We start from the raw sequence: 23325 nt of genomic DNA, 5'->3' as shown, positions 1-23325 counted from the left end.
CCCTTCGCCACAAAAAGCGACCGAGTCAGCCTTTGCAAAACGTCTCATGCAAGTGCCGCCAGATCAGCGTGCCGTCGGCGTCTTTCTCAAACACCACGGTCGAACGCCGATCCGAATGCAGCCCGGTGGCATCGGTCTGTTGCTCGCGATAACTCACCACCGCGCCGCCGTCATACAGCGCCACACCGCGCAATTCACTGAGTTCGATCCTGAACCCGAGCTTCTTGCCGCCCGCCAGTTGAAACAGCTCGCTCAATGCCTCGAAATCCAGCACCCGGCCCAATGGCGAGATCATGGAAAACTGCGGTGAAAACCGGCTCAGCAGTTGTTCAAGTTCCGAGTCGTCTTGTTCTTCGGCCAACCATTGCTCGATGGCGACGTGGGCCTGGATGACTTCGTCGAAGTAGTGGGTGTAGTCGGTCATTGAAGTGTATTCCTGAAATGTTCTGTGTTTGTTCGGACGCCATCGCGAGCAGGTCGGCCCGGTCTCAGAGCTGCCCGCGCAACCCGAACCGCTTCATCAACCCCGATTCCAGCAACCCTTTTGGCAGCAAACCCGCTAACAACGGCAACGCCCGGCTGCCATTGCCCAATCGAATCAAACGCGGTGGCTTGCCCTGCTGCACCGCCTTGAGCAACCCCTGCGCAAACTCCCGGGCCGGCGTCGGTTTGTCCTGAGATGCCTTGGCCCGCGCACGAATGCCTTCGCGCAGGGGAAACCATGGCGATTGCTCGGTGATCAATTGTTCCGCTTCATGCCCGGCATTTTTAGCGAAGCTGGATTCGATGGCGCCCGGCTGGACTTCCATCACGCGAATACCGAACGGCGCCAGTTCCATGCGCAGCGCATCGCTCAACGCATGAACGGCTGCTTTCGAGGCGCAATAGGCGCCAGCAAACGGCGTGACCAGAATCCCTGAAACACTGCCGATGTTCACCACCAATCCCTTGGCGCGACGCAGCACCGGGAACAGCGCGCGTGTGACCCCGACGATGGCAAATACATTGGTCTCGAACTGCCGCTGCATCGCCGGTACACCGCCATCGAGCAGCGGCCCCATCGCGCCATAACCGGCGTTGTTGATCAGGATGTCGAGGCCGCCATGTTGCTGATTGATCTGCTCGCTCAGCTGTTCGAGCGCGGCGCCATCATTGACGTCCAGTTGCACGGCGGTGAAACCGGCGGCGGTTAGCGCGGCCACGTCTTCAGCCTTGCGGGCACTGGCCCAGACTTCGTAGCCGGCATTTTTGAACACGTCGGCAAGGGCACGGCCAATGCCGCTGGAGCAACCGGTAATCAACGCAACGGGCATGGCGCGGTCCTTGTGCAAATAAGAAGTGGGATTAATCGGAGAAACTACCCTGCAAACGCTCGGCGCGAAACTCCAGGGTTTGCGGGCGATAGCCGGGACGCAAGGGTGGCAAGGGCAAACAGTCTTCCCAGTTGGCGCCGGCCTGGAGCTCGCCGGGGCCACGATATCGCGGGGCTTCGTATTGGTTGTCGGCCAGATTGACCGTGTCACCCGGTGCATACGCCGCGATACGCCAGCGCAATTCGGTCAGCGGCACGTCGTTGCCATTGTTCATTTTCAGCTGTAACGGACGATCCGCCGGGCACTGCTCGGGCGCGTAGGTGATGCGCAGCTCCAGGCGCGCGAGTTGCTTGACCTCGCGGTTGTCGAGCCAGATCACCCATGTGGCCACCAGACCCAAACCGACGGCGGCCGCCACCGACACGGGAAACGCCTTGGACGGGTAGCGCAGCAACAGGATCAGCCAGGTGATGACCAGCAGGACGCCGATGAACATGTATGTACGCTCCTTGAACTCATGACCTCCATCCTACCGAAGGGCTGCGCGAATGGACATTCGTGGATCAAGCGCTGTTGCCGCTGGTCGCAACTGTAATTTCTGACAGTAGCCAGCCCACGTCACAAGCGATTAGCTGACCACTGGCTTACAGGGACGCGCCGGCATGCACTCTAAAACCTCCACCGTTTCGGTCGTCGACTCGCGAGCGCTGACGATCCGTTCCATTGATTATTGGCGCGAGGTTGAAGGCGAGCCGACTCAGGCACGCATCAACCGCACGCTCCACAATGCCGCCGGGCTCCCAATCATGCAGTGGGACCCCCGGCTTTGGGGGTTACGGGAACAAGATCCGCTGGCACCCGCCAATCTCGTCACGGTGTATTCGCTGTCCGATGTTGCCGTATCGACGCTGAGCGTGGATGCCGGCTCGCAGATCAATTTCTTCGGCCTGGCCAATGAAGTGCTGCAAGGCTGGGACAGTCGCGGCACACGACGCGAGGTTGAATACGACGAACGGCTGCGTCCGGTGACGGTATTTGAACACGTCGCCACAGCCCCACGACGTTGTGCCGAACGCATGGAGTATGGTCGTCCCGGTCAGGGTACCCAGGACCACAACCTATTGGGGCAATTGATTCGACAGGATGGCCCCGGCGGGACCGTGTTGTTTAAGGCGTTTACGATCACCGGTCAATGCTCTAGACACGTTCAACACTTCGCTCTGGACCCCGTCGCCCCTGATTGGCCAGCGTCGATTGCTGATCGCAATGATTTGTTGGAACCCGGCGATGGAGCTGTTTCGACCTGGCGATTCGGTCCTCTCGGGAACGTGCTGGAGTCGGTTGATGCCAGGCAGAACTGTCAGACGTTTGGTTTCACCCTTGATGGCCGACTGCGCCACAGTGTCTTGAAACTGGCAGGCAAGCCCTCTGGGCAAACACTGGTCAGCGAGATTGAGTACAACGCCCAAGGACAGATCACTCGCGAAGTGGCGGGTAACAACGTACAGACGACCCTCAAATATTCTCCGCAAGACGGACTCCTGATCGAGCGCCGGGCGCACAGCGAGCACCGCGGCTTGCTGCAACACCTGTTCTACACCTACGACCGAATGGGCAATGTGCTGAGTATCGAGGACAAGGCCTTGTCGACGCGCTACTTCGCTAATCAGCGTATTGAGCCGATCAGTCGTTTTTTCTACAACAGCCTTTATCAATTGATCAAGGCGACGGGTTGGGAGGCGCGCGCCCCCAGCCAAGGGCCGGCATCCGTTGGGCGCAACGATCCCGCGGCGCTCAGCAACTACGAGCAAACCTACCGTTATGACGAAAGCGGGAATTTGCTGAAGCTGGCACATGTCGGCTCGCAAAGTCCGGGACGTGATCTGAAAGCTGCGCAGTACAGCAATCGCTGTTTGCCCTGGCGTAACGGCGTGCCCCCCACGGAAGAACAAATCACGACGGCATTCGACGCCAAGGGCAATTTGCTGGAGCTGGATCAGGGGCGTTTTTTGACGTGGGACCTGCGCAATCAGTTGCAGTCGGTCAGCCCGGTGGAGCGCGATTCCGGACGCAATGACGTTGAGTCCTACCTCTACGATGGCGGTGGCCAACGGGTACGAAAAATTCGCTCGTTGCAGACCCATGCCAGAACCGTGATAGCCGAAGTGCGTTACTTGCCAGGGCTGGAACTGCGTACCGACAGTGGCACCGGTGAGAGGCTGGAAGTCATCACCGCACAGGCTGGCCTTAATTCCGTTCGGGTGTTGCACTGGGAAAGCGATCCACCGCCCGGCATCAACGATCAGTATCGGTACACCCTGGTCGATCACCTGAATTCCTGCACGGTGGAACTGGCTGACGATGCACAAGTCATCAGCCGGGAAGTTTTTTATCCCTTCGGTGAGACCGCGTGGTGTGCCGACACAGATGCCGTTGCAGTCGACTACAAAACCATTCGGTATTCAGGCAAGGAGCGGGATGCGACGAGGCTTTATTATTATGGGTTTCGGTACTACATACCGTGGCTACAGCGTTGGCTAAATCCCGATCCGGCAGGTGCGGTGGATGGTTTGAACCTGTATCGAATGGTTAGAAATAACCCTGTCACGTTGATCGATATCGATGGACGGAAGCCTGATAAACCGAATACCCCCCCCGCACCTCCAAGGCCACCTTCACTAGCCCTGCCACCTCCACCACCGCCTGGTTTCGGCCCAGTGCCGCCAGGGCCATCAGGGTCTGGGCAAGCCGCGCAGGCTCATAGGCTTTTTGAGCCAATTGTATTGGCGCGTCCGCAAATGCCAGCGAATCAGGCCTCAACGACATGGAAAACAGGTGACTATGTCGACACGGCCCAGCTGGCCAACACGATCAGTCAACTATTTGGTGTATCGGTTCGCCCTATAAAAGTAGTGGATGTAACACACGAAGAACTTTTTGAAAAAATCAGGTCTGTTCCTGGCAATGAAACGATGCAGTTCAACCAGGAAGAACTGCGTGCCAATCCTGCCGCCTGGACGTCGCCAGACGGAATAATTTATATGGGAGTAACCGCACCGGATTATTCTGAAAATGGTCAGCTTGATAGAGATAAAATTCGCTCGACGATTGTTCACGAAGCCTTGCATGCTTCTTCGCACGGACATATAGGTTTTCAGCAAGAGACGGATACGTCTGTCAGTAACAGTAATTATGACGAACACATTACCGACTACTTTGCCCATCAGGTCTTCAATGATATGTACCCCGGAGCGTTGTACAAAACGGGTTATTTCACAACGAGCGTAGGTGGCGAGGCTCAACATTGGGGCGGGAACATGGCTAAATTCATGATCGATTCCGGCCATGTGACAAGGAGCGAATTACAAAGCGGCTATTTTCAGACAGGCAGATTGAATCCGTTACCTAGCCAGTTGTTAGACAAATGGAAAACCTTTGCAAAGCAAAATAGAAATCCATTGAAAATGTGATTTGGCATGACATCGGCAGAAAAAAGCCCCCGCCCAACCCGCTGCGGATAGGAGACGCAGCGGGCTGGACGGGGGCTTTTATTTTGCTGAACGCTTACTGCGCGATGGTTTTCACCGACACGCCGCGCTCGATCGGGGTGGAGCGACCGTAGATATCTTCGAACCGCTCGATATCGTCTTCACCCAGGTAGCTGCCCGACTGCACTTCGATGATCTCGAGTGGAATCTTGCCCGGGTTACGCAAACGGTGGACCGACGCGATCGGAATGTAGGTCGACTGGTTTTCGCAGAGCAGGAACACGTTGTCGTCGCAGGTCACTTCAGCGGTGCCGCTGACCACGATCCAGTGTTCGGCGCGGTGGTGGTGCATTTGCAGCGACAGGCACGCACCCGGTTTGACCGAGATGTGCTTGACCTGGAAGCGGCCGCCCATGTCCACCGAGTCGTAGGAACCCCACGGACGATAGACTTCGCAGTGGTTCTGGGTTTCGCTGCGACCCTGTTCGTTGAGGGTGTTGACCATCTGTTTCACGCCTTGGACCGAGTCCTTGTGCGCAATCATCATGGCGTCCTTGGTTTCGACCACCACGATGTTTTCCAGGCCGATCACCGACACCAGTTTGCCGTTGCCGTGGATCATGCAGTTTTTGCTGTCCTGGATGACCACGTCGCCTTTGGTGACGTTGCCGTTGGCGTCTTTTTCATTGACTTCCCACAGCGACGCCCAGCAACCGACATCGCTCCAGCCAGCGGTCAGCGGCACGACGCAGGCACGCTGGGTTTTTTCCATCACCGCGTAGTCGATGGAGTTGTCTGGGCAGCAGGCGAAGGTGGCTTCGTCGAAGGTGATGGTGTCGGCATCTTGCTCGCTGCGTTCGAGGGTCAGCAGGCAGGTGTCGTAGATGTCCGGGTCGTGCTTTTTCAGTTCTTCGAGGAAGCGGCTGGCGCGGAACAGGAACATGCCGCTGTTCCAGAAATAACCACCGGATTCGACATATTCGGTGGCGCGTTTGACGTCAGGTTTTTCGACGAAGTGCGAAACGCGGCTGACGCCTTCCGGCAGCAGCGAATCATTGGTCGACTTGATGTAGCCATAACCGGTTTCCGGTTTGGTGGCCGGCACGCCGAACAGCACCATTTCGCCGTTTTCCGCCGCGACGGTGGCCAGGGCCAGGGCGCGTTGCAGGGCTTTCTGGTCTTCCAGCACGTGGTCGGCCGGCAGCACCAGCATCAGCTCGTCACGACCTTCATTGACCAGCATCATCGCGGTCAGGGCCACGGCCGGCGCGGTGTTGCGACCGAACGGTTCCATCAGGATGCGCTGGGCTTCGAGTTTGCGGTTACTTAACTGCTCGTTGACGATGAAGCGGTGGTCCTTGTTGCACACCACGATAGGGGTGTCCATGCCTTCGAACACCAGGCGTTCCAGGGTTTGCTGGAACAGTGTGTGTTCGCCGGTCAGGGCAAGGAATTGCTTGGGAAACTGTTTACGCGAAAGCGGCCAAAGACGTGAGCCGCTACCACCTGACAAGATCACCGGAATCATGTTGTTACTCCTTTAAAATCGATTGGTTAGAGCTACGAACGTTCTGTCGTTTCACTCTTGTTGTTGTCTCGTTCTGAACGCTCACCTCGGCCCCTGTGGGAGCCTGGCTTGCCAGCGATGCAGACGACTCGGTTTTTCAGATTCACCGAGGTGATGCCATCGCTGGCAAGCCAGCGCCCACAGAGAGCCGGGTCAGTTCAGAGAATTGATTAGCGCGTCGACACCGGGCGTTTTACCCAGACTGGCGACAGGCTGCTGCCGTTGCCGGTGACGTACAGCACGGCCGCTTCACCGCGTTCCAGGGCAACCGGTTTTACATCGCCGACTTTTTTGTCGCCTTCAAACAGCGCCAGGCTGACTTTCACCGGGTTGATCTCACGCTCGCCACGGCCCTTGGCGGCCACGCTTGGCACCACGTCGGTCTTGCCGTCAGCGGTTTTCAGGGTCAGCGGCTTGTCGCTCAGGTTCTGCAGACGCACCAGGGACTTCTGCTTGTTCTTGAACGGCGGTTCTTCAATCAGTTGCGGCGCGCCGGAAGCGTTGTTGACCAGGGTGTAATAGTGGTCACCGGCGAGTTTCACCGGCAGGGTCTGGCTGCCGACCTTGGCGCTGTAGTCGCCGCCCGGCATGAAGCTGAAGTCGGTGCTGGACAGCGGTGCGACGTCGCTCAGGTTAGTGGTGCCGACGGTGGCGCTGACTTCAGCATTACCGGCGTTGTAGACCCGTACGAAGCTCGAGCCTTTGGGTGCGGTCGGGCCGTAGAGTGCGGCGTCGCCACCGGCGAAGGCGTGCATCGACAGAACGCTCATGCCAGCGACAAGAGCGAAAGTCTTAGCGAGACGGCGAGGAGTAGTAGTGAAAGTCATGGTGTACCTCTCTTTCAGTTTTGCGCCCGGTCGGGCGTCTCGGATTTAGTGTTTGCGGCTACGTTTTGTTGGCGGGCGCCGGCTTCTTTGAGCTCTGCGACCCACTGCGGGTCGGCGTCGCCGATTTCGTTGTTCACAGGCAGATAGCGTTCAGGAAACTCCCAGATCAGCACCTGTGGCGGGCTGTTCTTGAAAGCATCGCTTTTCAGGTAACTGAGCATCGGCAGGATCGGGCCGTGGCCGTCTTCGGCGTAATTGACCACATCGCTGCGCAGCGCTTGTTTCAGTGCGCCGACGAAGTTCCAGTTCGGGTTGGCGCTGTAGCTGGTGCCGATCAGGGCCACCGGCACTTCAGTGTTGGCGAACAGGGCGTCGTCACCGGCCGGCTGATCGCCAGCCGCCACGGTGTTGCGCTTCTGCAGCGGTTCTTGCGCCGGCATCAGGTTTTCGAACAGCGGGTCCAGCGGCAGGAACAAGCGCAGGTCGCCTTTGTGCGTGACTTTCTCTGCAGGTGTAGTGACGAAGTTTTGCGGTTCGCCGCTCAGCGGGAGTTTGTCGGCGATGGTTTTGGCCAGGGTCTCGGCGGCGACTTGTGCGCCTTCCGGCGTCCAGTGAGTGTCGGTGCGCAGGAACACTTGCTGACCATTCTGCTTGGCCTTTTGCAGCGGGCCGAGCAGGTCGGGGGCGAGGATCTTGTCGGCCGCGACACGGTCGTGGAAGTCCTTGTAGAGGTTGGCGTGAATGCTCGAAGGCTTCACCTCACCCAGGTGTTCCGGGTACAGGCGGGTCTTGGCCGGCACGATCGCCATCACCAGTTGCACGCCTTGCTCTTTCAGGGTCTGGCGCACGCCTTCGACCAGCGCGTAGTTGCCTTGCAGGTTCAGCTCTTCGTTGACGATCGGGTTGAACTCTTCATCGCTATAGAGCCACTGATCGCGGCCGAGCACGACGCCCGGACGACCTTCGTTGAACAGTTTGAAATCCAGCGCGGCCCAGAGGTTGGTGCCCAGGCGCTTGATCGGAAACTCGTCGTCGTAGTGCGTCTCCACGGCTTTGGTCCAGCGGCCGTTGAGCACCGTGGTGTCGGCACTGGTGCTGAAACCAAAGAAGCTGCGCGTGGACCACAGGCCCAAGACCAACAGGGTCAACAGGAACAGGGCGATGTAGAAGATGCGTAATGAGCGGGTCATGGTCAGATCCCTCAGAACTGGAAGTAAAGGAACGGCGAGAAGCTTTGCGCCGAGAGTTTGAAAATCGAAGCGATGAACAGCAGCAGCACCAGGGCGCGCATCACGTAACGCGACCAGTCAGCGGTCCAGTAGGCCGGTTGCACGGTGGCTTCGACGCCAACGGTGTAACCCGGTTGGTGGATGCTGGCCGGGTTGTCGCCCGGTACGGCTTTGATCGTTCCAGGGGTCGCAGCGGCAGGACCATCGGTCTCGACGTTGACGGCAGGCTTGGTCTTCTCTGGCGGACGGTTAGTGTAGAAATCACGGATGCCGAAGAACGCCAGGGTCACGTAAGCCACCACCAGGGTTGCCACTTGCAGGCCGGTGAGGCTGGCCTGGTTGAGTTCCGACAGCGACCATTCGCCGAAGCTGAACATCGCGCCGTACATACGGCCGGCAACGTGCAGGTTTTCCGAGCGGAAGATCACCCAGCCCATCACCACCAGCAGGAACGTCAGCGCCCAGCGGATCGGGTTGATGCTGCGCGGCGAGGTGTTCAGGCCCAGCGCTTTTTCAATCGCCAGCCACATGCCGTGCCACGCACCCCAGACGATGTAGGTGATGTTCGCGCCGTGCCACAGACCACCGAGCAGCATGGTCAGGAACAGGTTGCGATAGGTCATCAGTGTGCCTTTGCGGTTACCGCCCAGCGTGATGTACAGGTAGTCACGCAGCCAGGTGGAGAGGCTGATGTGCCAGCGACGCCAGAACTCGGTGATCGACTGGCTGATGTACGGCTGCTTGAAGTTTTCCATGAAGCGGAAACCCATCATCAAGCCCAGGCCGATGGCCATGTCGCTGTAGCCGGAGAAGTCGAAATACAGTTGCGCGGTGTAGGCCAGTGCGCCGAGCCAGGCATCGCCCGTGGTCGGGTTTTGCAAGGCGAAGCAGTGGTCGGCGACGACGGCGAGGGTGTCGGCGATGAAGACCTTTTTGATGAAACCCTGCATGAACCGCGTGCAGCCCTCGGAGAACTTGTCGAGGGTGTGGGTGCGGTTGTTGAACTGGTCGGCAAGGTCGCGGAAACGCAGGACCGGGCCGGCAATCAAGTGCGGGAAGATCGCCACGAACGCTGCAAAGTCGATCAGGTTGCGGGTCGCTGGGGTGTCACCGCGGTAGACGTCGATGATGTAGCTGATGGACTCGAAGATGTAGAACGAGATCCCGATCGGCAACAGCACGTGGGTCAGGATGAACGGCGACAGACCGACCGAGGTCATCATCGCGTTGATGCTGTCGACACCGAAATTGGCGTACTTGAAGTAGCCCAGGATGCACAGGTCGACGGCGACGCCGAGCAGCAGCCAGCGCTGGGCCGGTTTGGTCCGCACGCCCGCGGCACCGACTTTGAGGCCGATCCAGTAGTTCCACAGCGTGACGGCGGCGAACAGCGCGAGGAAATCCACGCGCCACCAGGCATAGAACACGTAGCTGGCGATCAGCAGCAGCAGGTTGCGATAGCGTATTCCGCTCAAGTAGTACAAGCCGAGAAAGATCGGCAAGAACAGAAACAGGAACACATTGGATGAAAATACCATCCCGATCTCTCCATGTTTAACCAACAGTCAAGGGCCGCAGCCCCCCCAAACCCCCCACCGAAATCCGGAGGGCGTAACACACAAAACTCAAACTTGACGCTAAACCTGTGGGAGCGGGCTTGCCCGCGATAGCGGTGGGTCAGTCGACATCAATGTTGAATGTCAGACCGCCTTCGCGGGCAAGCCCGCTCCCACAGGTTTTGTATTTTTCCTAGGAACCCTTGTTGCCTTTTTCATTGGCCGGGTCGTAGACCTTGGTCAGATCCCCACCGAGGCGGAAGGTCTTGAACGGCTGCATCTTGTGTTTCTGTTGCAGCACATCCGGCGCGCAGGTGTAGAGCGTGCAGAACGGTTCGAGCCAGGCGAATTTCGAGTCGATCTTGAGATCGGTCATGTCCTGTTCCTTGCCGTTCTTCTTCTCGAAGATGTCCGGGTCTTTAATCCCGGCCAGTACCTGATCACCCAGGCGTTTCAGCGCGCCGTTGTTTTCCTGGCGCAAGTCCACACCGTTGACCTGAGCGAAACTGGCGATCATCGCCAGAGGCGGCAACGCGTAGTTGTGGTAGGCGAGGGCGCGTTGCTGGCGCTTGAGTTCGTTCGGCAGGAAACCCTGCGCGTCGACCTGATTGGCGCCGACCTTGTATTCCTTCACGGCCCAGTCAAACAGGTCGCGGCGGTTGGTTGCGACCGACGTGGCCATCACCGACCAGGCCGCCCAGTACGAGTGATTGTTGGTTTTCTCAAGCGGCAGGTTGTCCCAGTCGCTGACCACCTGATCGGCCATTTTGCTGAACCAGGCTTCGATCATCTGCGACTCTTGCTGATGGTTGGCCAGCGGATGCGAGTCGGAGAACTTCAGGCGGATGTACGACGACGCCATGCTGCCCAGTGCCCATTTGCGCATGGACTTGCCGGTGTGGTTGAAGTCCTTGGACATCAACGCATCGGCCTTGGCCCAGGCGGTCAGCCAGGTCAAGGTGCATTCGAGTTGTTCCGGGCGACCGTCACGCATGAATTGCATCACGCGCTTGCTGGTGCCGCGTTCGATCTTGGTGATGTCGGCGGTGCTGTCGCGGAAGGCTTTTTCCGATTGCACGTTCAGGGTCGAACGGGCTTTGTCGGAGCCTTCGTATTTGCTGCGAAATTGCAGCGAGCCGGTGTACGGCGTCGGCATCGCATCACAGCCTTCACTGCTGTCGCCGGTTTTGACTTTTTCAATCGGCGCGAAGTAACCCTGTGGCGGGCGCAGGGGCGCGGCAGCCTGGGTGGCGCCGGCGAACATCGCCAGGGTCAGTAACGATGGCGCGAGCAGATTTTTCAACGTTCGGTTTCGCATGGCAGACCTCATTGCCCGGCCTGAGCAGTTCGCTGCTCAGCACTCGGGAACACGTTGCGTTTGCAGATTTTCGCTTCGACTTTTTGCGGCGCGGCACCGGCTTCAGGGCCCTGGACTTCGACGGCCAGCAGATTCTGCGAGGCCCAGTCTTCGTCTGTGCGCAACTCAAAGGCGAAACGCCCGTCGGTGTCGGAGGTTTCCGGTTTTTCGATTTTGATGTCCTCGTGGCGACCGTTCATGTACCAGAGGGTGGCTTGCAGGGTTTTCACCGACGGATCGGCGAAGCGGATGTCGACCTGGTGGCTGCTGTTTTGCAGGTTCAGGTTTTTGCTGTTGACCATCAATTCGTTCTTGCCCGGCTTCAGCGTGGTGCTGCCGGACAGTTGTGCATCCTTGCCTTCGCAACCGTTGTCCAGCAGCGCCATCATCTGGCGGTAGATGGTTTCCTGGTCGAGGCGATAGAGCGGCGAGAACTCCCAGATCAAAATCTTTGGCGGCTTGGTCTGGAATTCTTCGCTGCCCAGGTACTGCAGCATCGAACCTTCCAGGCCACCGCCGGGGAACGCCACGTTGAGGATGTCGGCGCCGATGGCCTCTTCGAGGAAACCGGCGAAGTTGTAGTTCTTGCCACTGTGGCTCGTGCCTACCAGGGTGATCTCCGGATTGCCGGCGTCGCTGAACAGATCGCCGTCGGCGGCTTCGCCCTTGGGCTCGGTGGTGAATTGATCCATGTACTGGATCGCGTAGCTGGTGCCACAGAGTTGACCGGCCATGTTGTGCAATGTTCCGGTCTTGCCCATGCGACCCGACCTGTGGGTCTCGAATTCGCGTTTCGGAATGCCGGCAAACGCTGGAATCTGCTTGACCTTTTCCGCGACGATTTTCGCGGTGCGCTGGGCGCCATATGGCGTCCAGTGTTGGTCGCCGCGGAAGTAGAAGTCGTGGGCGGGCAGGGTGTCGGGCAGCGATTCGTTGGTCAGTGGCGACAGGTCCGGCACGACGTAACCCATGGCGGCGAAACGCCCGAGCATGGTCTTGTAGTTCTTCAATGCTTTGTCGAAATCGTACTTGGCTTTTTCTTCCGGGTTGAGCTTGTTGCGGTTCACCAGGCCACGAGTGGGTTGATAAACAACAACGAGCTCCACGCCTTTGCTCTTGAACGCATCGTGCAGTTCTTTCATGCGTTTGTAGCCGGCGGGGGAGGTGTCGAATTCGGTGCGCAAGTCTTCTTGCGTACGGAACAGCCAGTCGCCCTGAGCCTGCACCAACGTGGTGAAGTTCTGTTGATAACGCGTGGTGTAATTCTTCGCGTCATGGGCTTCGGGGCACAGGTTGCAGCACGGTTCGGCAGCAAACTTCGGCGCTTGAGCGTCGTCCGCACGAACACCAGCGCTGGCCGCGAGAATGCCGGCGGTCAGGGCCGACAGGCTGAGTAATTTGATCAAGTGTGGGTGCATAAAATTATCCTCAGTCCCGCATTTCGGTCTGGCGTTCGACAGGGTCGATCAGCACGGCTTTCTGCTGGCGCACCAGCAAGTCGAGAATTTCATCCTGACGCTCGCCCAGAATCCCGCTGAAGCTGATGCCGCTGGATTTGGTCGGGGCGAGCATGGACACGCGATACAACTCGACGCTCAGCGGCGAGTCGATGGACAGCGGGCCACTGCCGTTGCCGGCCAGTTCACCGCCGACTACGATCAGCGAGACTTCGGCGTCGAACGGGTCGAGCTTGATGTCGCGGTCGGTGTCGCTCAGGTCCTTGATGTGGCCGTAGACGCCGGTCAGGCCGTTGGCCAGGGACAGGTTTTCATAGAGGCGGATGTTCACGCTGTTACGAATACGGATGCCGTGGCGTTTGTTGCTGATCACCTTGTTGCCGTAGATCAGGTTGTCGGCACTCTCGTAGAGGGTGATGCCGTCGGTGTGGTTCTTGTAGATCTCGTTGTAGGCGATCAGGTTGTTCACGCTGTTACGGTCGATCACCAGGCCCGACAACTTGTTGTCGTAGCTGCGGTTGTTGAAGATGAAGCTGTCGTTGACCTCACGGGAAATAATGATCCCGTGCTTCTTCTTGGTCCCGTAGACGGTGTTGTCGGCAATGATCAAACGGTGCGAACGGTCATGCGGGTCGATGCCGTAGACGATGTTGTCTTTGTAGGTGTTGCCTTTGACCACGAAGTCGCGGGTTTCGTAGCAGTAGAAGCCGTACCACATGTCCGAGAACTCGGAACCGACGATCCAGCCGGTCGGCTCAGGTCGCTTCAAGACCTTGGCCATGTTCGGCGTGTACTGGGAAATACTCACGCCGTAGGACTTACTGTTGGCGTAGCCGAAACTGGCGATCTTGCTGTTGGCAATGTAGGTCTCGGTGCCACCCCAGGACAGCAGGAACGGACGGAATTCCTTGGGCGAGGTGAACGTCGCCGGGCCGTTGTCCTTCTCGCGCCAGCCGGTGATCTTGGTGTCACGCACAAACAGCTGGCCGTCGTTGACCAGGAACGAACCGGCCTCTTGGGACAGACGCAGTTCCTGGGTCTGCTTGTCGATTTCGAGGATGCCGTGACGGCCAACCACAATCGGCAACTTCGCCAGGAACACCCCCGGCGAGGTTTCGCTGAAGTACTGCTTGGGCAGCTTCTTCGCCAGGTCCTTGAGGTTCATGTAGCCGTCGTCGACAAAGATTGCCTGCGGGATACCGTGCTGACGCACCACCCACTCGGCCATCTTGTTGTCGCCACCGATGAAGTCCTTCAGGGCGTCTTCCTGCATCATCCGGCGCACGCTGATCTTGCCGGCCTTGGTGCGCACGATTTTTGCGGCGATGGCTTCGGCGGTATAGCCGGACAGGTCCGGTAGCGTTGGCTTGGCCAGCTCCAGCGGTGCGGTCGGTGCGCTGCTGACGGTGTAGGTCTTGGCCTGTTGCAAACCTTTGGCAATGGTCTCCGGTTGCCCTTTCTGCACGGGCACGACCGGTTCCACATTGGCGAAGGCAGCCGCGCTGGCCAGCAGCATCGCGCCGGCCAGCAAGGAGATCGAACCTCGCTTCGAATTGTTCATGTCGGGCACTCCCTTCGCGGTTCGCATCAGAAGCGCCAGATCACGTCGATGAATGCGCGGTGCATGTACGAATCGACTTCCTTGCCGTACGCATCACCCGGCTTGAACACACCACCACGGAAACGCACGAGGGCCGAAGGCTCGTCGATCGACTGGCTCAACGCCGCCGGCAACAGGCCCTGCTTGAAGTACTTGGTGACGACCAGGTCCATTTCCTGACCGAGGTCTTTTTCGCCATCGTTCAGCGGCAGGGACGTGGTGGAGAGAATCGCGCCGGTCGGGTCGTCGGTGTTGTTCTCGACCGCGTTGATGCCGTTGCTGCCGATCGGCTTGTTGCCGTCGACGCGCCAGAACTTGTGGTAGATCACGCTGGCGTCGTATTCGTCGTTGAGCATCCACGAACCGAACAGGGTAGCGGTCTGCATGTTCTGCATTTCGCCACGGAAGGCTTCGCCGAAACGGTGAACCCGCGAGCGGGTACCGGTGTAGTTCGAGCGGTTGCTTTCCAGGCCGTTCTGTTCGTACTCGGCACTGGCGCGGGCATAGGCGGCACCAACTTGCCATTGCGGATCGAGGCGCAGACGCACGCCGACATCCGTGGCCCAGCCATTGAGGTCTTGGCCGCGTTTGGCTTCGGTCGGAGGCGTGCCATTGGCGTTCAGCGGGTTGACCGTGTCGGTGTCGCCGCTCATGCCGGTGATGCTGCCCCAGTAATTGACGGTGTTGGTGTTGCGCCAGTTATAAGCGTCGCTGTCGGCGGTCAGGCCCAGCCAGGTGAGGTCACCGTTCTGTTTCTTGTCCAGCGAATCGGTGGGTACGCCCGGCTGCGGGTAGTCGAGCTTGCCGTCATCGTGGGTGTGATGAGCGCGAATGCCCGCCCACTGCCCCGGCGTCCACTGATACTCCGCATCGGCGTAGACGTGCAGGCGATCCTTGTCTTTTGGAGCCAGCTCCGTGAGGTCGGTGCGGTACTCGCTGAAGCGTTCGGCGACGCCCATGTTGGCGCGCAACAGGGTGGTGTCGAAGGTCCAGTTCAGGGCTTCGATGTTGGTGTCGCGCCATTGGCCGTCGGCGTTGTGCAGGCGTTGGCGACCGAGCTTCAACTGTTCGCCGGGATACGGCGTGAGGCCGCTGTATCCGACCCAGAATTCGCGCATTGCCAAGTAGTTTTTCTTGGTCTTGCGATCATCGTTGGTGGTCGGCGTGGTGCCATCGCTGGCGGTCCCTTGCAAGGTGTCCGTCTCGATGATGTCAGTGGCGGTCACGGCCTGGCCCATGGCATAGGCGCTCCACGCGCCGCTCTCGCCATAGATCCATGGACGCAGGTCGAGACCGACGCCATTGACGTCGCCGCCGCTCTGGGTGCCGAGGTCGCTGTCGTCCTCGGACTGGCCGGTGACTTTCACTTCGAGGCCGAAGTTTTTGGTTTCAGTGATCGCGGCCAGTGTCGGGCAAGACCAGATCAGCGCGAACGTGAGGCCGATGCCGGCCTTCATGAATGGATTCAACTTCATAGGGATTCCTCGCCGTCTTCTTCTTGCAGGGCATGCAGTTCCAGCGTGTTCTGGCTCAAGGACCCACGAATGGCCTGTTCTTGTTTCAACAGGCGTTGGGCCTCGGCGAGCTGGGCAGGCGGCAGTTGTGCTTCGAGTGTTTGCGCAAGCTCGGTGGCTTGCGGGGTGTCTTGAGCCTTGGCCAACTGACTGAAGACGTAAGCGTTAAGCGGGTTGGGTTTGGTGCCCTTGCCTTGGGAAAACAGCTGGGCGATGGCGAAGTCGGCGCTGTTCTGGCCGTTGCGCGCAGCGGTCAGCAAGTGATCCAGGGCCTTCTGCGAATAGACTTTGCCCAGGTAACCGCGGCGATAGATCTGGCCGAGGTAGTAATCGGCGGCGACTTCGCGGCCGACGGCTTTCTGGAAATGTTCTTCGGCGACCTTGGCGTCGGCCGGGACCATTTTGCCTTCGTAATAGAGCTTGCCCAGCAACAGTTCGGCGCGCGGCTGGTCGGCGGCGCGACCGTTGTCCAGGTACTTCATCATCTGGTCGACGTCACCCAGTTCAGGGAAGTCGTAGATCAATTGCGCGAGGGTGACCCACGACGCCGGGTAGCCTGGAGCGATAGGTTCGAGCAGCGACTGCGCGGTTTTCTCGTCGGTCTTGCCCAGGGTCGGGTCCGCGAGTACACGGGCGACGCTGTCGACTCGTTGCGCAGAGACGGTGCCGCGAGCGTGTGCGGCTTGCATCTGCTTGATCAGCTCGGCTTGTTGCTCGGGCTTGGCCTGTTTCTGATAAACCGTGGCCAGTTCGACGTAGCAGATGTCGGTGGTGTTCAGTGCGGCTTTGCAGATGCTGGCGATTTCGTCCAGGTGCTGGTCGTAAGTACCTTGGGTGCGATAGAGCAGCACTTGCGCCAGACCCGCTTCCGGTTTGCCTTCGGCGCGCCATTGGCTGATCTGCTTCTGCGCATCGATGTTGGGAAAACTGTGCGGGTATTGCAGGTACAGCATCGCCAGTGGAATCAGGGTGTTGCCTTCGCCATTGGCCGAGGCCTTTTTCAACAGGCCTTCGGCTTCGTGCTGTTCGGCTTCAGTAGATCCCGGCTTGGCCACCAACAGGCGACCGAGGCGAGCCTGCGCCCTTGGCGAGACATCGGCCGCCGCGCGGTAAGTCGCCTCGGCCTGTTTGATCTGCGCCGGGTCGCGGCTGTCGACCTGAATATCGGCCAGGCCCACTTGAGCCTCGCTGTAGCCGAGGTCGGCCAGTTGCTTGTAATTCTGCTGCGCGAGCGCAGTGTCACCACGCTTGAGGGCTTCGTTGGCCAGACGCTGGTCGGGCAGGCCGGCGCAACCGGCCAGGCTCACTGCCAACGCGATTGCACACACCGCATATCCAGTATGGGAGCGGGCTTGCCCGCGATGCAGGCGCTGCGGTGCATCAGATAAACCGAGTTGATCCCATCGCGGGCAAGCCCGCTCCCACAGGGTTTGTGGTGTTTTCAGGAAACTGATAATCGTCACGGGCATGTCCTCGACTTAAAGACCGGCGGCCATGGCTTTGTCGATCAGCCAGTTCAGGTTCGGGCCACGATCGCTGTTCACTTCCACCGGGCGACCGGCGAGGCTGCTGTCCAGGGCTTCGTCAGGCTGGATCAGCACACGGATGTCGGACGACAGGTCGGCGCTTTTCAGGCTGGTGCTGCTGACGATCTTGCCGGTGCGGGTTTTGTCTTCGCCGGCGATCTGGAAGCTGACCGGAGTACCCGGACGCACGTCACGGAACTGGCGATAAGAGAAGCGCGCTTCGATGTTGGCTTCGGTGTTGCGCGGCACCAGTTGGAAGATCACGTCGCCCTTGCTGGCGTATTGACCGTTGGCAACCATTTGTTGGGCCACGGTGCAATCGCACGGCGAGGTCAGGGTGCCGGTCATTTGCTTGCCGAACAGTTCTTCAACCTTGGCCGGTTGCAGTTGGTCTTCGTCCAGATGCCCTTTGAGCACGTCGAGCATGCTGGTGCTGAACGTGGCGAGCGGGGCGCCTTTGGCGGCCACGCCGTCAGCCTTGATCAGGCTCTGCACGGTGCCGTCGCGCGGCATGGTGATGTTCATGCCCGGCACGCTGACCAGACCGGCCTGTGCGTGGCTGACGAAGTACATGCCGTACACCGATTTGAAAATGAAACCGAATGCCGCGACGCCGACGATGAAAATCCCCAGGCTGAAGGTCACTGCACGCAGACGACCGAACGCGGTCATGCCGTGGCCGCCGTCCTTGACCTTGCGCGCCTTGGTGAAGTTGTCGCGCTGCAGGGTCGCCAGCACTTCACCCATGCTGACGATGTCGCCGGCCAGGTGAGAGGTGATCAGGTGACGCAGGGTCGAAATGTCTTGCGGTTCGAGGTTCTGGAATTGGCAACCGGCACGGCCGGTCTGGCGGTCAAAGGAGCGAACCTGCAATTCCACGTCCATGGCCAGGCCGAGGTTGTCGATGACGAATTGCAGGCGAGCCTTGTACACGTCACCGATCTTCAGCGGCAGTTGACCGGCGTTGAACGCCAGGCCGCCAGCGGAAAGGTCGATCACACGGGCTTCAACCGGCGTCCGGTCCGGACCGAAGAAGCGCAGCTTGGCCGGGATTTTCACTCGGGCGTGTTGGCGCTGGGCTTCAGATTCATGCACTACGTTGGCGTTGACGGCGGTATTCATAGGGGCGATTTCCTTGTTAATTCAATAGGGGCGGGTCAGACCATCATCAGCAGCACGGCGACAAAAATGCTGCCGGCGGAGAAGGTCATGGTCCGAGACGACCAGGTGTTGAACCAACGTTGAAAGCTGGCGAGATCACGGGTCAGAGAAGTGGGCTGGCGAGTCCAGGACTGTTGATCGAGGCGGAAGAACACGTAGATCTTCACCAGCGCGCCGACGATCTGGTTGTAATAGAGAATCGCCGGGTAGGCCGGGCCGATCCGGTGACCGGAAAGGGACAGCAGCACGGTCAGGATCAGGCGGGTAATGCCGATCCACAGCAGGTACACCAGGATGAACGCGGTGCCATATTTGAAGCTGGCAATCAGCGCGACTGTCAGGCCCAGCAACGACGTCCACATCGACACGCGCTGATCGAACAGCACCACCGAGGTGAACAGGCCGAGGCGTTTCATCCCCAGGCCCAGGGCGCGGGAGTTCTGGCGCAGGTTGTTGCCGTACCAGCGGAACATCAGCTTGCGGCTGGCCTTGATGAAGCTCTTTTCCGGCGGATGCTCGACGGTGTTGATCGCGGCGTCCGGCACGTAGAAGGTGTCGTAACCCAGGCGCATCAGGCTGAACCAGCTCGACTTGTCATCACCGGTAAGGAACTTGAAACGACCCAGGCGCCAATGTTGCAGCGAGTCGCTTTCCACGTCGGCGATGAATTCCGGGTTGGTGACCACCGTGGCACGGAACACCGACATCCGGCCGGTCATGGTCAGTACGCGCTTGGACAAGGCCATCGAGCACATGTTGATGTGGCGCTGGGCGAAACGCAGCTTGTGCCATTCGCTCATGATGTAGCCGCCGCGCACTTCACAGAACTCGTTGGTGGTCAGGCCGCCGACGTTGCCGAACAGCTGGAACCATGGCACGGTCTTGCGCACGGTGCCTTCGCCGAGCACGGTGTCGCCATCGATCACGGCGACCACGGCGCGGTCGTCCGGCAAGTGGCGGGAGATGGCGCGGAAACCGTAGGCCAGGCCGTCGCGCTTGCCGGTGCCGGGAATGCGCACGAAGTCGAGCTTGACCCGGTCCGGCGGATTCATCCGCGACCAGAGGCTCTTCACCAGCTTCTCATCGGACATTTCCACGATGGAGCAGACCATGGTGGTCGGCAGGCCGCAGTCGATCGCTTCTCGAATCACCGAGGCGTAGACCTGCGCGGTGGTCAGCGCGTCGATACGGAAACTGGTGACCATCAAAAATACATGGGACGGGTCCGCCGCTTTGCCCAGTTTGCGCACTTTGCGCCGCAGGTGCGGGTAGACCACGTACAGGAACAGCATGCCGCGCAGAAAGTGCGTGGCACCCATTGAGTAACGCCAGATCCCGATGAAGCCGATCAGGAAAATGAAGTCCTTCGACTCGGAGTCGAACGTGGACGCAGGCAACGCCATGGCGATGCCCATCAATAAACTTAGGTAAAACAGCCAACCTGCGGCCTGAAGTAGGCCGTGCTTTAGCCTGTGCATAATCGGAATCCTAAAGTCAGTTGCAAGCCCCGCGCCCCTGTAGGAGCCCGGCTTGCCGGCGATGGCGATCTCAAGTCCGTCATCGTCGGCAAGGCGGGCTCCTACAGGTGTTTCATCCGCAATAAGCGCGGTGTCGGAGACGGGATTCCGTATTACCAGCAGATGCCTTCGGTGCGGCCGCTGACGCTGGTGGCTTTAGTCATGAAGCCCACCAGGTCGACCACTTGCTTGCCGTGCGGGGCGTTCTGCGCCAGGGCGCGGAATTTCTCGTCACGGTTGCCGAGGATGATCACGTCGGAGTTGTTGATCACGTCGTCGAAGTCGGAGTTGAGCAAGGACGAGACGTGAGGGATTTTCGACTCGATGTAATCCTTGTTCGCGCCGTGGACACGGGCGTATTCGACGTTGCTGTCGTAGATGCTCAGGTCGTAACCCTTGCCGATCAGCATTTCGGCCAGATCCACCAGCGGGCTTTCGCGCAGGTCGTCGGTGCCGGCCTTGAAGCTCAGGCCCAGCAGGGCGACTTTGCGTTTGTCGTGGCTGGACACGATGTCGAAGGCGTTCTGCACCTGGGATTCGTTGCTGCGCATCAGCGAGTTCAGCAGCGGTGCTTCCACGTCCAGGGAACCGGCGCGGTAGGTCAGGGCACGCACGTCTTTCGGCAGGCAAGAGCCGCCGAACGCGAAGCCTGGGCGCATGTAGTACTGGGACAGGTTCAGGGTTTTATCCTGGCAGACCACTTCCATCACTTCACGACCATCGACGCCGACTGCCTTGGCGATGTTGCCGATTTCGTTGGCGAAGGTGACCTTGGTGGCGTGCCACACGTTGCAGGTGTACTTGATCATCTCGGCAACGGCGATGTCCTTGCGGATGATCGGCGCGTCGAGTTCTTCGTACAGCGACTGCAGAACGTCGCCCGATGCTTTGTCGAACTCGCCAATGACGGTCATCGGAGGCAGGTCGTAGTCGGCGATCGCGGTGCTTTCACGCAGGAACTCTGGGTTCACTGCAACGCCGAAGTCGATGCCGGCTTTCTTGCCGGAGCAATCTTCGAGGATCGGGATCACAACGTTGGCCACAGTGCCTGGCAATACGGTGCTGCGAACCACGATGGTGTGGCGGGTGGTCTTGTCACGCAGGACAAAACCGATTTCGCGGCACACGGCTTCGATGTAGTTCAGTTCCAGGTCGCCGTTTTTCTTGCTGGGCGTACCGACGCAGATCATCGACAGGTCGGTGTCACGAATCGCCTCGGCGAAGTTAGTCGTGCCACGCAGTTTGCCGGTATCGATACCTTTGCGCAGAAGTTCGCCCAGGCCCGGTTCAACGATCGGCGATTTGCCGGCATTGATCATATCGATTTTGTCTTTGGCAACATCGACGCCAACGACGTCATGGCCCCGTGCAGACAGGCAACCGGCACAGACAGCGCCGACATAACCCAAACCAAATATGCTGATGCGCATCGCAATTACCTCACTGTTATCAAGACTGTATTCACAAGCCATTAGATGGCCGGAGTTAAAGGTGTTTAGCGGTCATAGTGCACTCGAAAGTGCGGCTTACAGGCGCCACAATGCCGTGTGCAGGCATACTAAGTTCCGAGTGTCTAAATAAGTGCACTCAAGATGTGCGCAACTAGGCCTTATTATTATGACGTGCCCTGTTATGCAGCCGGTCCTCTGGCCTGAGGACGCTTGTGCAAGGATTTTGCGCGCTCAATGCCAGGCAATAAGCCCGTAAATCAAGCGGTTGGGTGCTCGGGAGAGCACGTTTATAGGGGCGCTGCCTTGGCCTTGTAGGGGATATTAATGGTGCGTATCTCCTGTCCTTCGTGTGTTGCCCAAATAAGCGACTCATGTTCGGAAGTTAATGTGACAACTTCGCTATGTGAATGGCTTGTCTGCGTAAGTTATCTCGTACAAGCACGTTGATAATCGTTACCGGTGGTATGAGCTACGCATTTGGACATAGTTCCAGTCCGCTCATCGCGAATTCTGAAATTTCTTGAAATATTAAGAAAGATGGCACTACTTTCATATTGATGGCACTTGCTGTTTCACCCTTGATACATAGGGGGCTAACCGAGTTCGATAGTTTTATGCCACTACCGATAAAAATTTTCAGTGCCACTACTGAAAAAAAACACCGAAGTCGAGTGAAACAAAAGTTAGAAAATTATGTGGTGTTTTATTGGCGTCAATAAGTCGACGAAAGAAGGAGGGATTGTTCGACGAACGGGCGTCGGCGCACGACGAGGATTATGAGAGTCGTGCGCCGGGTTGGTGCTTTTATTCGGGGGCGTGATCGCGCAGGAAAACCAGGTTGTCCGGTTTGGACTGTTCAGCGCTGTAGCGGTAACCCTGAACGTCAAATTGCTTGAGGTCGGCAGGGTTGTTGATGCGCTCTTCGATGACGAAGCGGCTCATCATGCCGCGGGCTTTTTTCGCGTAGAAACTGATGATCTTGTACTGGCCGTTCTTCAGGTCCTTGAAGTCGGTATTGATGATGCGCGCGTTCAAGGCGTTGCGTTTGACCGCCGAGAAGTATTCGTTGGACGCCAGGTTCAGCAGCACGTCATCGCCTTGGTCGGCCAGCGCCTCGTTCAGCCATTCGCTGATGCGCGTGCCCCAGAAGGCATACAGGTCCTTGCCACGGGCATTCGCCAGTTTGGTGCCCATCTCCAGTCGATACGGTTGCATCAGGTCCAGCGGGCGCAGCAGGCCATACAGGCCGGACAGCATGCGCAGGTGCTGCTGGGCGTAATCGAAATCGGCTTCGCTGAAGGTTTGTGCGTTGAGGCCGGTGTACACATCGCCTTTAAAGGCCAGCAGCGCCTGCTTGGCGTTTTCCGGAGTGAACGCCGGTGTCCAGCTGCCGAAACGCGCGGCGTTGAGCCCGCCGATCTTGTCCGAGACGTGCATCAATTCGCTGATTTGCGCCGGCGTCAGGTCGCGCAGCTGCATGATCAGCTCTTGGGAATGATCGAGGTACTGCGGCTGGGTAAAGCGCTGGGTCGCCGGCGGTGTTTCGTAATCGAGGGTCTTGGCGGGGGAAATCACCATCAGCATGAAGTCGTCTCCTTTAATCGTGGGCGCGATTCTAGGGGGTAGAGGCGGATGACTCCAGCTATGGGTGTCATAGGTGATGGGTGGTGTCAGTGGGACAGATCGCAGCCTCGCGTTGCTCGACAGCTGCTAGGGGACCGATTGGGATCGGAATGTAGCAGCTGTCGAGCAACGCGAGGCT

17 protein-coding genes are annotated in these 23325 nt (G+C 58.9%); 1 reads left to right on the top strand and 16 read right to left on the bottom strand.

Annotated elements, in window-relative coordinates; all coding sequences use genetic code 11:
• Window positions 1-25: 25 nt before the first annotated feature.
• The 3 genes from H8F22_RS08710 to H8F22_RS08700 form a co-directional block, all read right to left on the bottom strand.
• Window positions 26-424: a DUF4440 domain-containing protein gene (locus H8F22_RS08710; RefSeq protein WP_027924602.1), complete on the bottom strand. Its 399-nt coding sequence runs from the start codon at window positions 422-424 to the stop codon at window positions 26-28.
• 64 nt (window positions 425-488) lie between these two features.
• Window positions 489-1313 carry an SDR family oxidoreductase gene (locus H8F22_RS08705; RefSeq protein WP_027924603.1) on the bottom strand — a complete coding sequence of 275 codons (825 nt, stop codon included), beginning with the start codon at window positions 1311-1313 and terminating at the stop codon, window positions 489-491.
• A 31-nt stretch (window positions 1314-1344) separates the two neighbouring features.
• The gene (locus H8F22_RS08700) at window positions 1345-1809 is read right to left on the bottom strand and encodes a hypothetical protein (protein ID WP_027924604.1); all 465 of its coding nucleotides are present in this window, start codon (window positions 1807-1809) and stop codon (window positions 1345-1347) included.
• Window positions 1810-1975: 166 nt separating this feature from the next.
• Between H8F22_RS08700 and H8F22_RS08695 the strand changes: the two genes are divergently transcribed.
• Window positions 1976-4783: an RHS repeat domain-containing protein gene (locus H8F22_RS08695; RefSeq protein ID WP_194939956.1), complete on the top strand. Its 2808-nt coding sequence runs from the start codon at window positions 1976-1978 to the stop codon at window positions 4781-4783.
• A 94-nt stretch (window positions 4784-4877) separates the two neighbouring features.
• On the opposite strand, the gene H8F22_RS08690 is transcribed toward H8F22_RS08695, so the two are convergent.
• From H8F22_RS08690 to yaaA, 13 genes are all read right to left on the bottom strand, one after another.
• A complete protein-coding gene (locus H8F22_RS08690; RefSeq protein WP_027924835.1) occupies window positions 4878-6329 on the bottom strand; it encodes a mannose-1-phosphate guanylyltransferase/mannose-6-phosphate isomerase in 1452 nt (483 codons plus the stop codon).
• Between the two features lie 209 nt (window positions 6330-6538).
• Window positions 6539-7195: an alginate O-acetyltransferase AlgF gene (locus H8F22_RS08685; RefSeq protein WP_027924836.1), complete on the bottom strand. Its 657-nt coding sequence runs from the start codon at window positions 7193-7195 to the stop codon at window positions 6539-6541.
• A 14-nt stretch (window positions 7196-7209) separates the two neighbouring features.
• Window positions 7210-8385, bottom strand: coding sequence for an alginate O-acetyltransferase (locus H8F22_RS08680; RefSeq protein WP_027924837.1), 1176 nt, complete (start codon window positions 8383-8385; stop codon window positions 7210-7212).
• 11 nt (window positions 8386-8396) lie between these two features.
• Complete coding sequence (locus H8F22_RS08675; RefSeq protein WP_027924838.1) at window positions 8397-9962, bottom strand: MBOAT family O-acyltransferase; 1566 nt, start codon at window positions 9960-9962, stop codon at window positions 8397-8399.
• Window positions 9963-10173: 211 nt separating this feature from the next.
• The gene (locus tag H8F22_RS08670; protein ID WP_027924839.1) at window positions 10174-11298 is read right to left on the bottom strand and encodes a mannuronate-specific alginate lyase; all 1125 of its coding nucleotides are present in this window, start codon (window positions 11296-11298) and stop codon (window positions 10174-10176) included.
• An 8-nt stretch (window positions 11299-11306) separates the two neighbouring features.
• On the bottom strand, window positions 11307-12755 hold the full coding sequence (locus H8F22_RS08665; protein ID WP_027924840.1) for an alginate O-acetyltransferase: 1449 nt from the start codon (window positions 12753-12755) through the stop codon (window positions 11307-11309).
• A gap of 10 nt (window positions 12756-12765) precedes the next feature.
• Window positions 12766-14355, bottom strand: coding sequence for a mannuronan 5-epimerase AlgG (gene algG, locus H8F22_RS08660; protein ID WP_059181587.1), 1590 nt, complete (start codon window positions 14353-14355; stop codon window positions 12766-12768).
• Window positions 14356-14381: 26 nt separating this feature from the next.
• A complete protein-coding gene (locus H8F22_RS08655) occupies window positions 14382-15869 on the bottom strand; it encodes an alginate export family protein (RefSeq protein ID WP_027924842.1) in 1488 nt (495 codons plus the stop codon).
• Window positions 15866-17377 (bottom strand): alginate biosynthesis TPR repeat lipoprotein AlgK, encoded by a 1512-nt coding sequence (algK, locus tag H8F22_RS08650; protein WP_081743983.1) that lies wholly within the window; start codon window positions 17375-17377, stop codon window positions 15866-15868. Before algK ends, H8F22_RS08655 begins: the two co-directional genes overlap by 4 nt.
• 9 nt (window positions 17378-17386) lie before the next feature.
• Complete coding sequence (locus H8F22_RS08645) at window positions 17387-18556, bottom strand: alginate biosynthesis protein Alg44 (RefSeq protein ID WP_027924844.1); 1170 nt, start codon at window positions 18554-18556, stop codon at window positions 17387-17389.
• 35 nt (window positions 18557-18591) lie between these two features.
• Entirely contained in the window at window positions 18592-20073 is a 1482-nt protein-coding gene (alg8, locus tag H8F22_RS08640) for a mannuronan synthase (protein WP_032833612.1), read from the bottom strand.
• A gap of 152 nt (window positions 20074-20225) precedes the next feature.
• Complete coding sequence (locus tag H8F22_RS08635; protein ID WP_027924846.1) at window positions 20226-21542, bottom strand: nucleotide sugar dehydrogenase; 1317 nt, start codon at window positions 21540-21542, stop codon at window positions 20226-20228.
• Window positions 21543-22367: 825 nt separating this feature from the next.
• Window positions 22368-23147: a peroxide stress protein YaaA gene (yaaA, locus tag H8F22_RS08630; protein WP_027924847.1), complete on the bottom strand. Its 780-nt coding sequence runs from the start codon at window positions 23145-23147 to the stop codon at window positions 22368-22370.
• Between the last annotated feature and the right edge of the window lie 178 nt (window positions 23148-23325).

The organism is Pseudomonas mucoides (assembly GCF_015461845.1).
In the GTDB taxonomy this organism is placed as follows: domain Bacteria; phylum Pseudomonadota; class Gammaproteobacteria; order Pseudomonadales; family Pseudomonadaceae; genus Aquipseudomonas; species Aquipseudomonas mucoides.
This window is presented reverse-complemented; position numbering and strand designations above follow the sequence as displayed.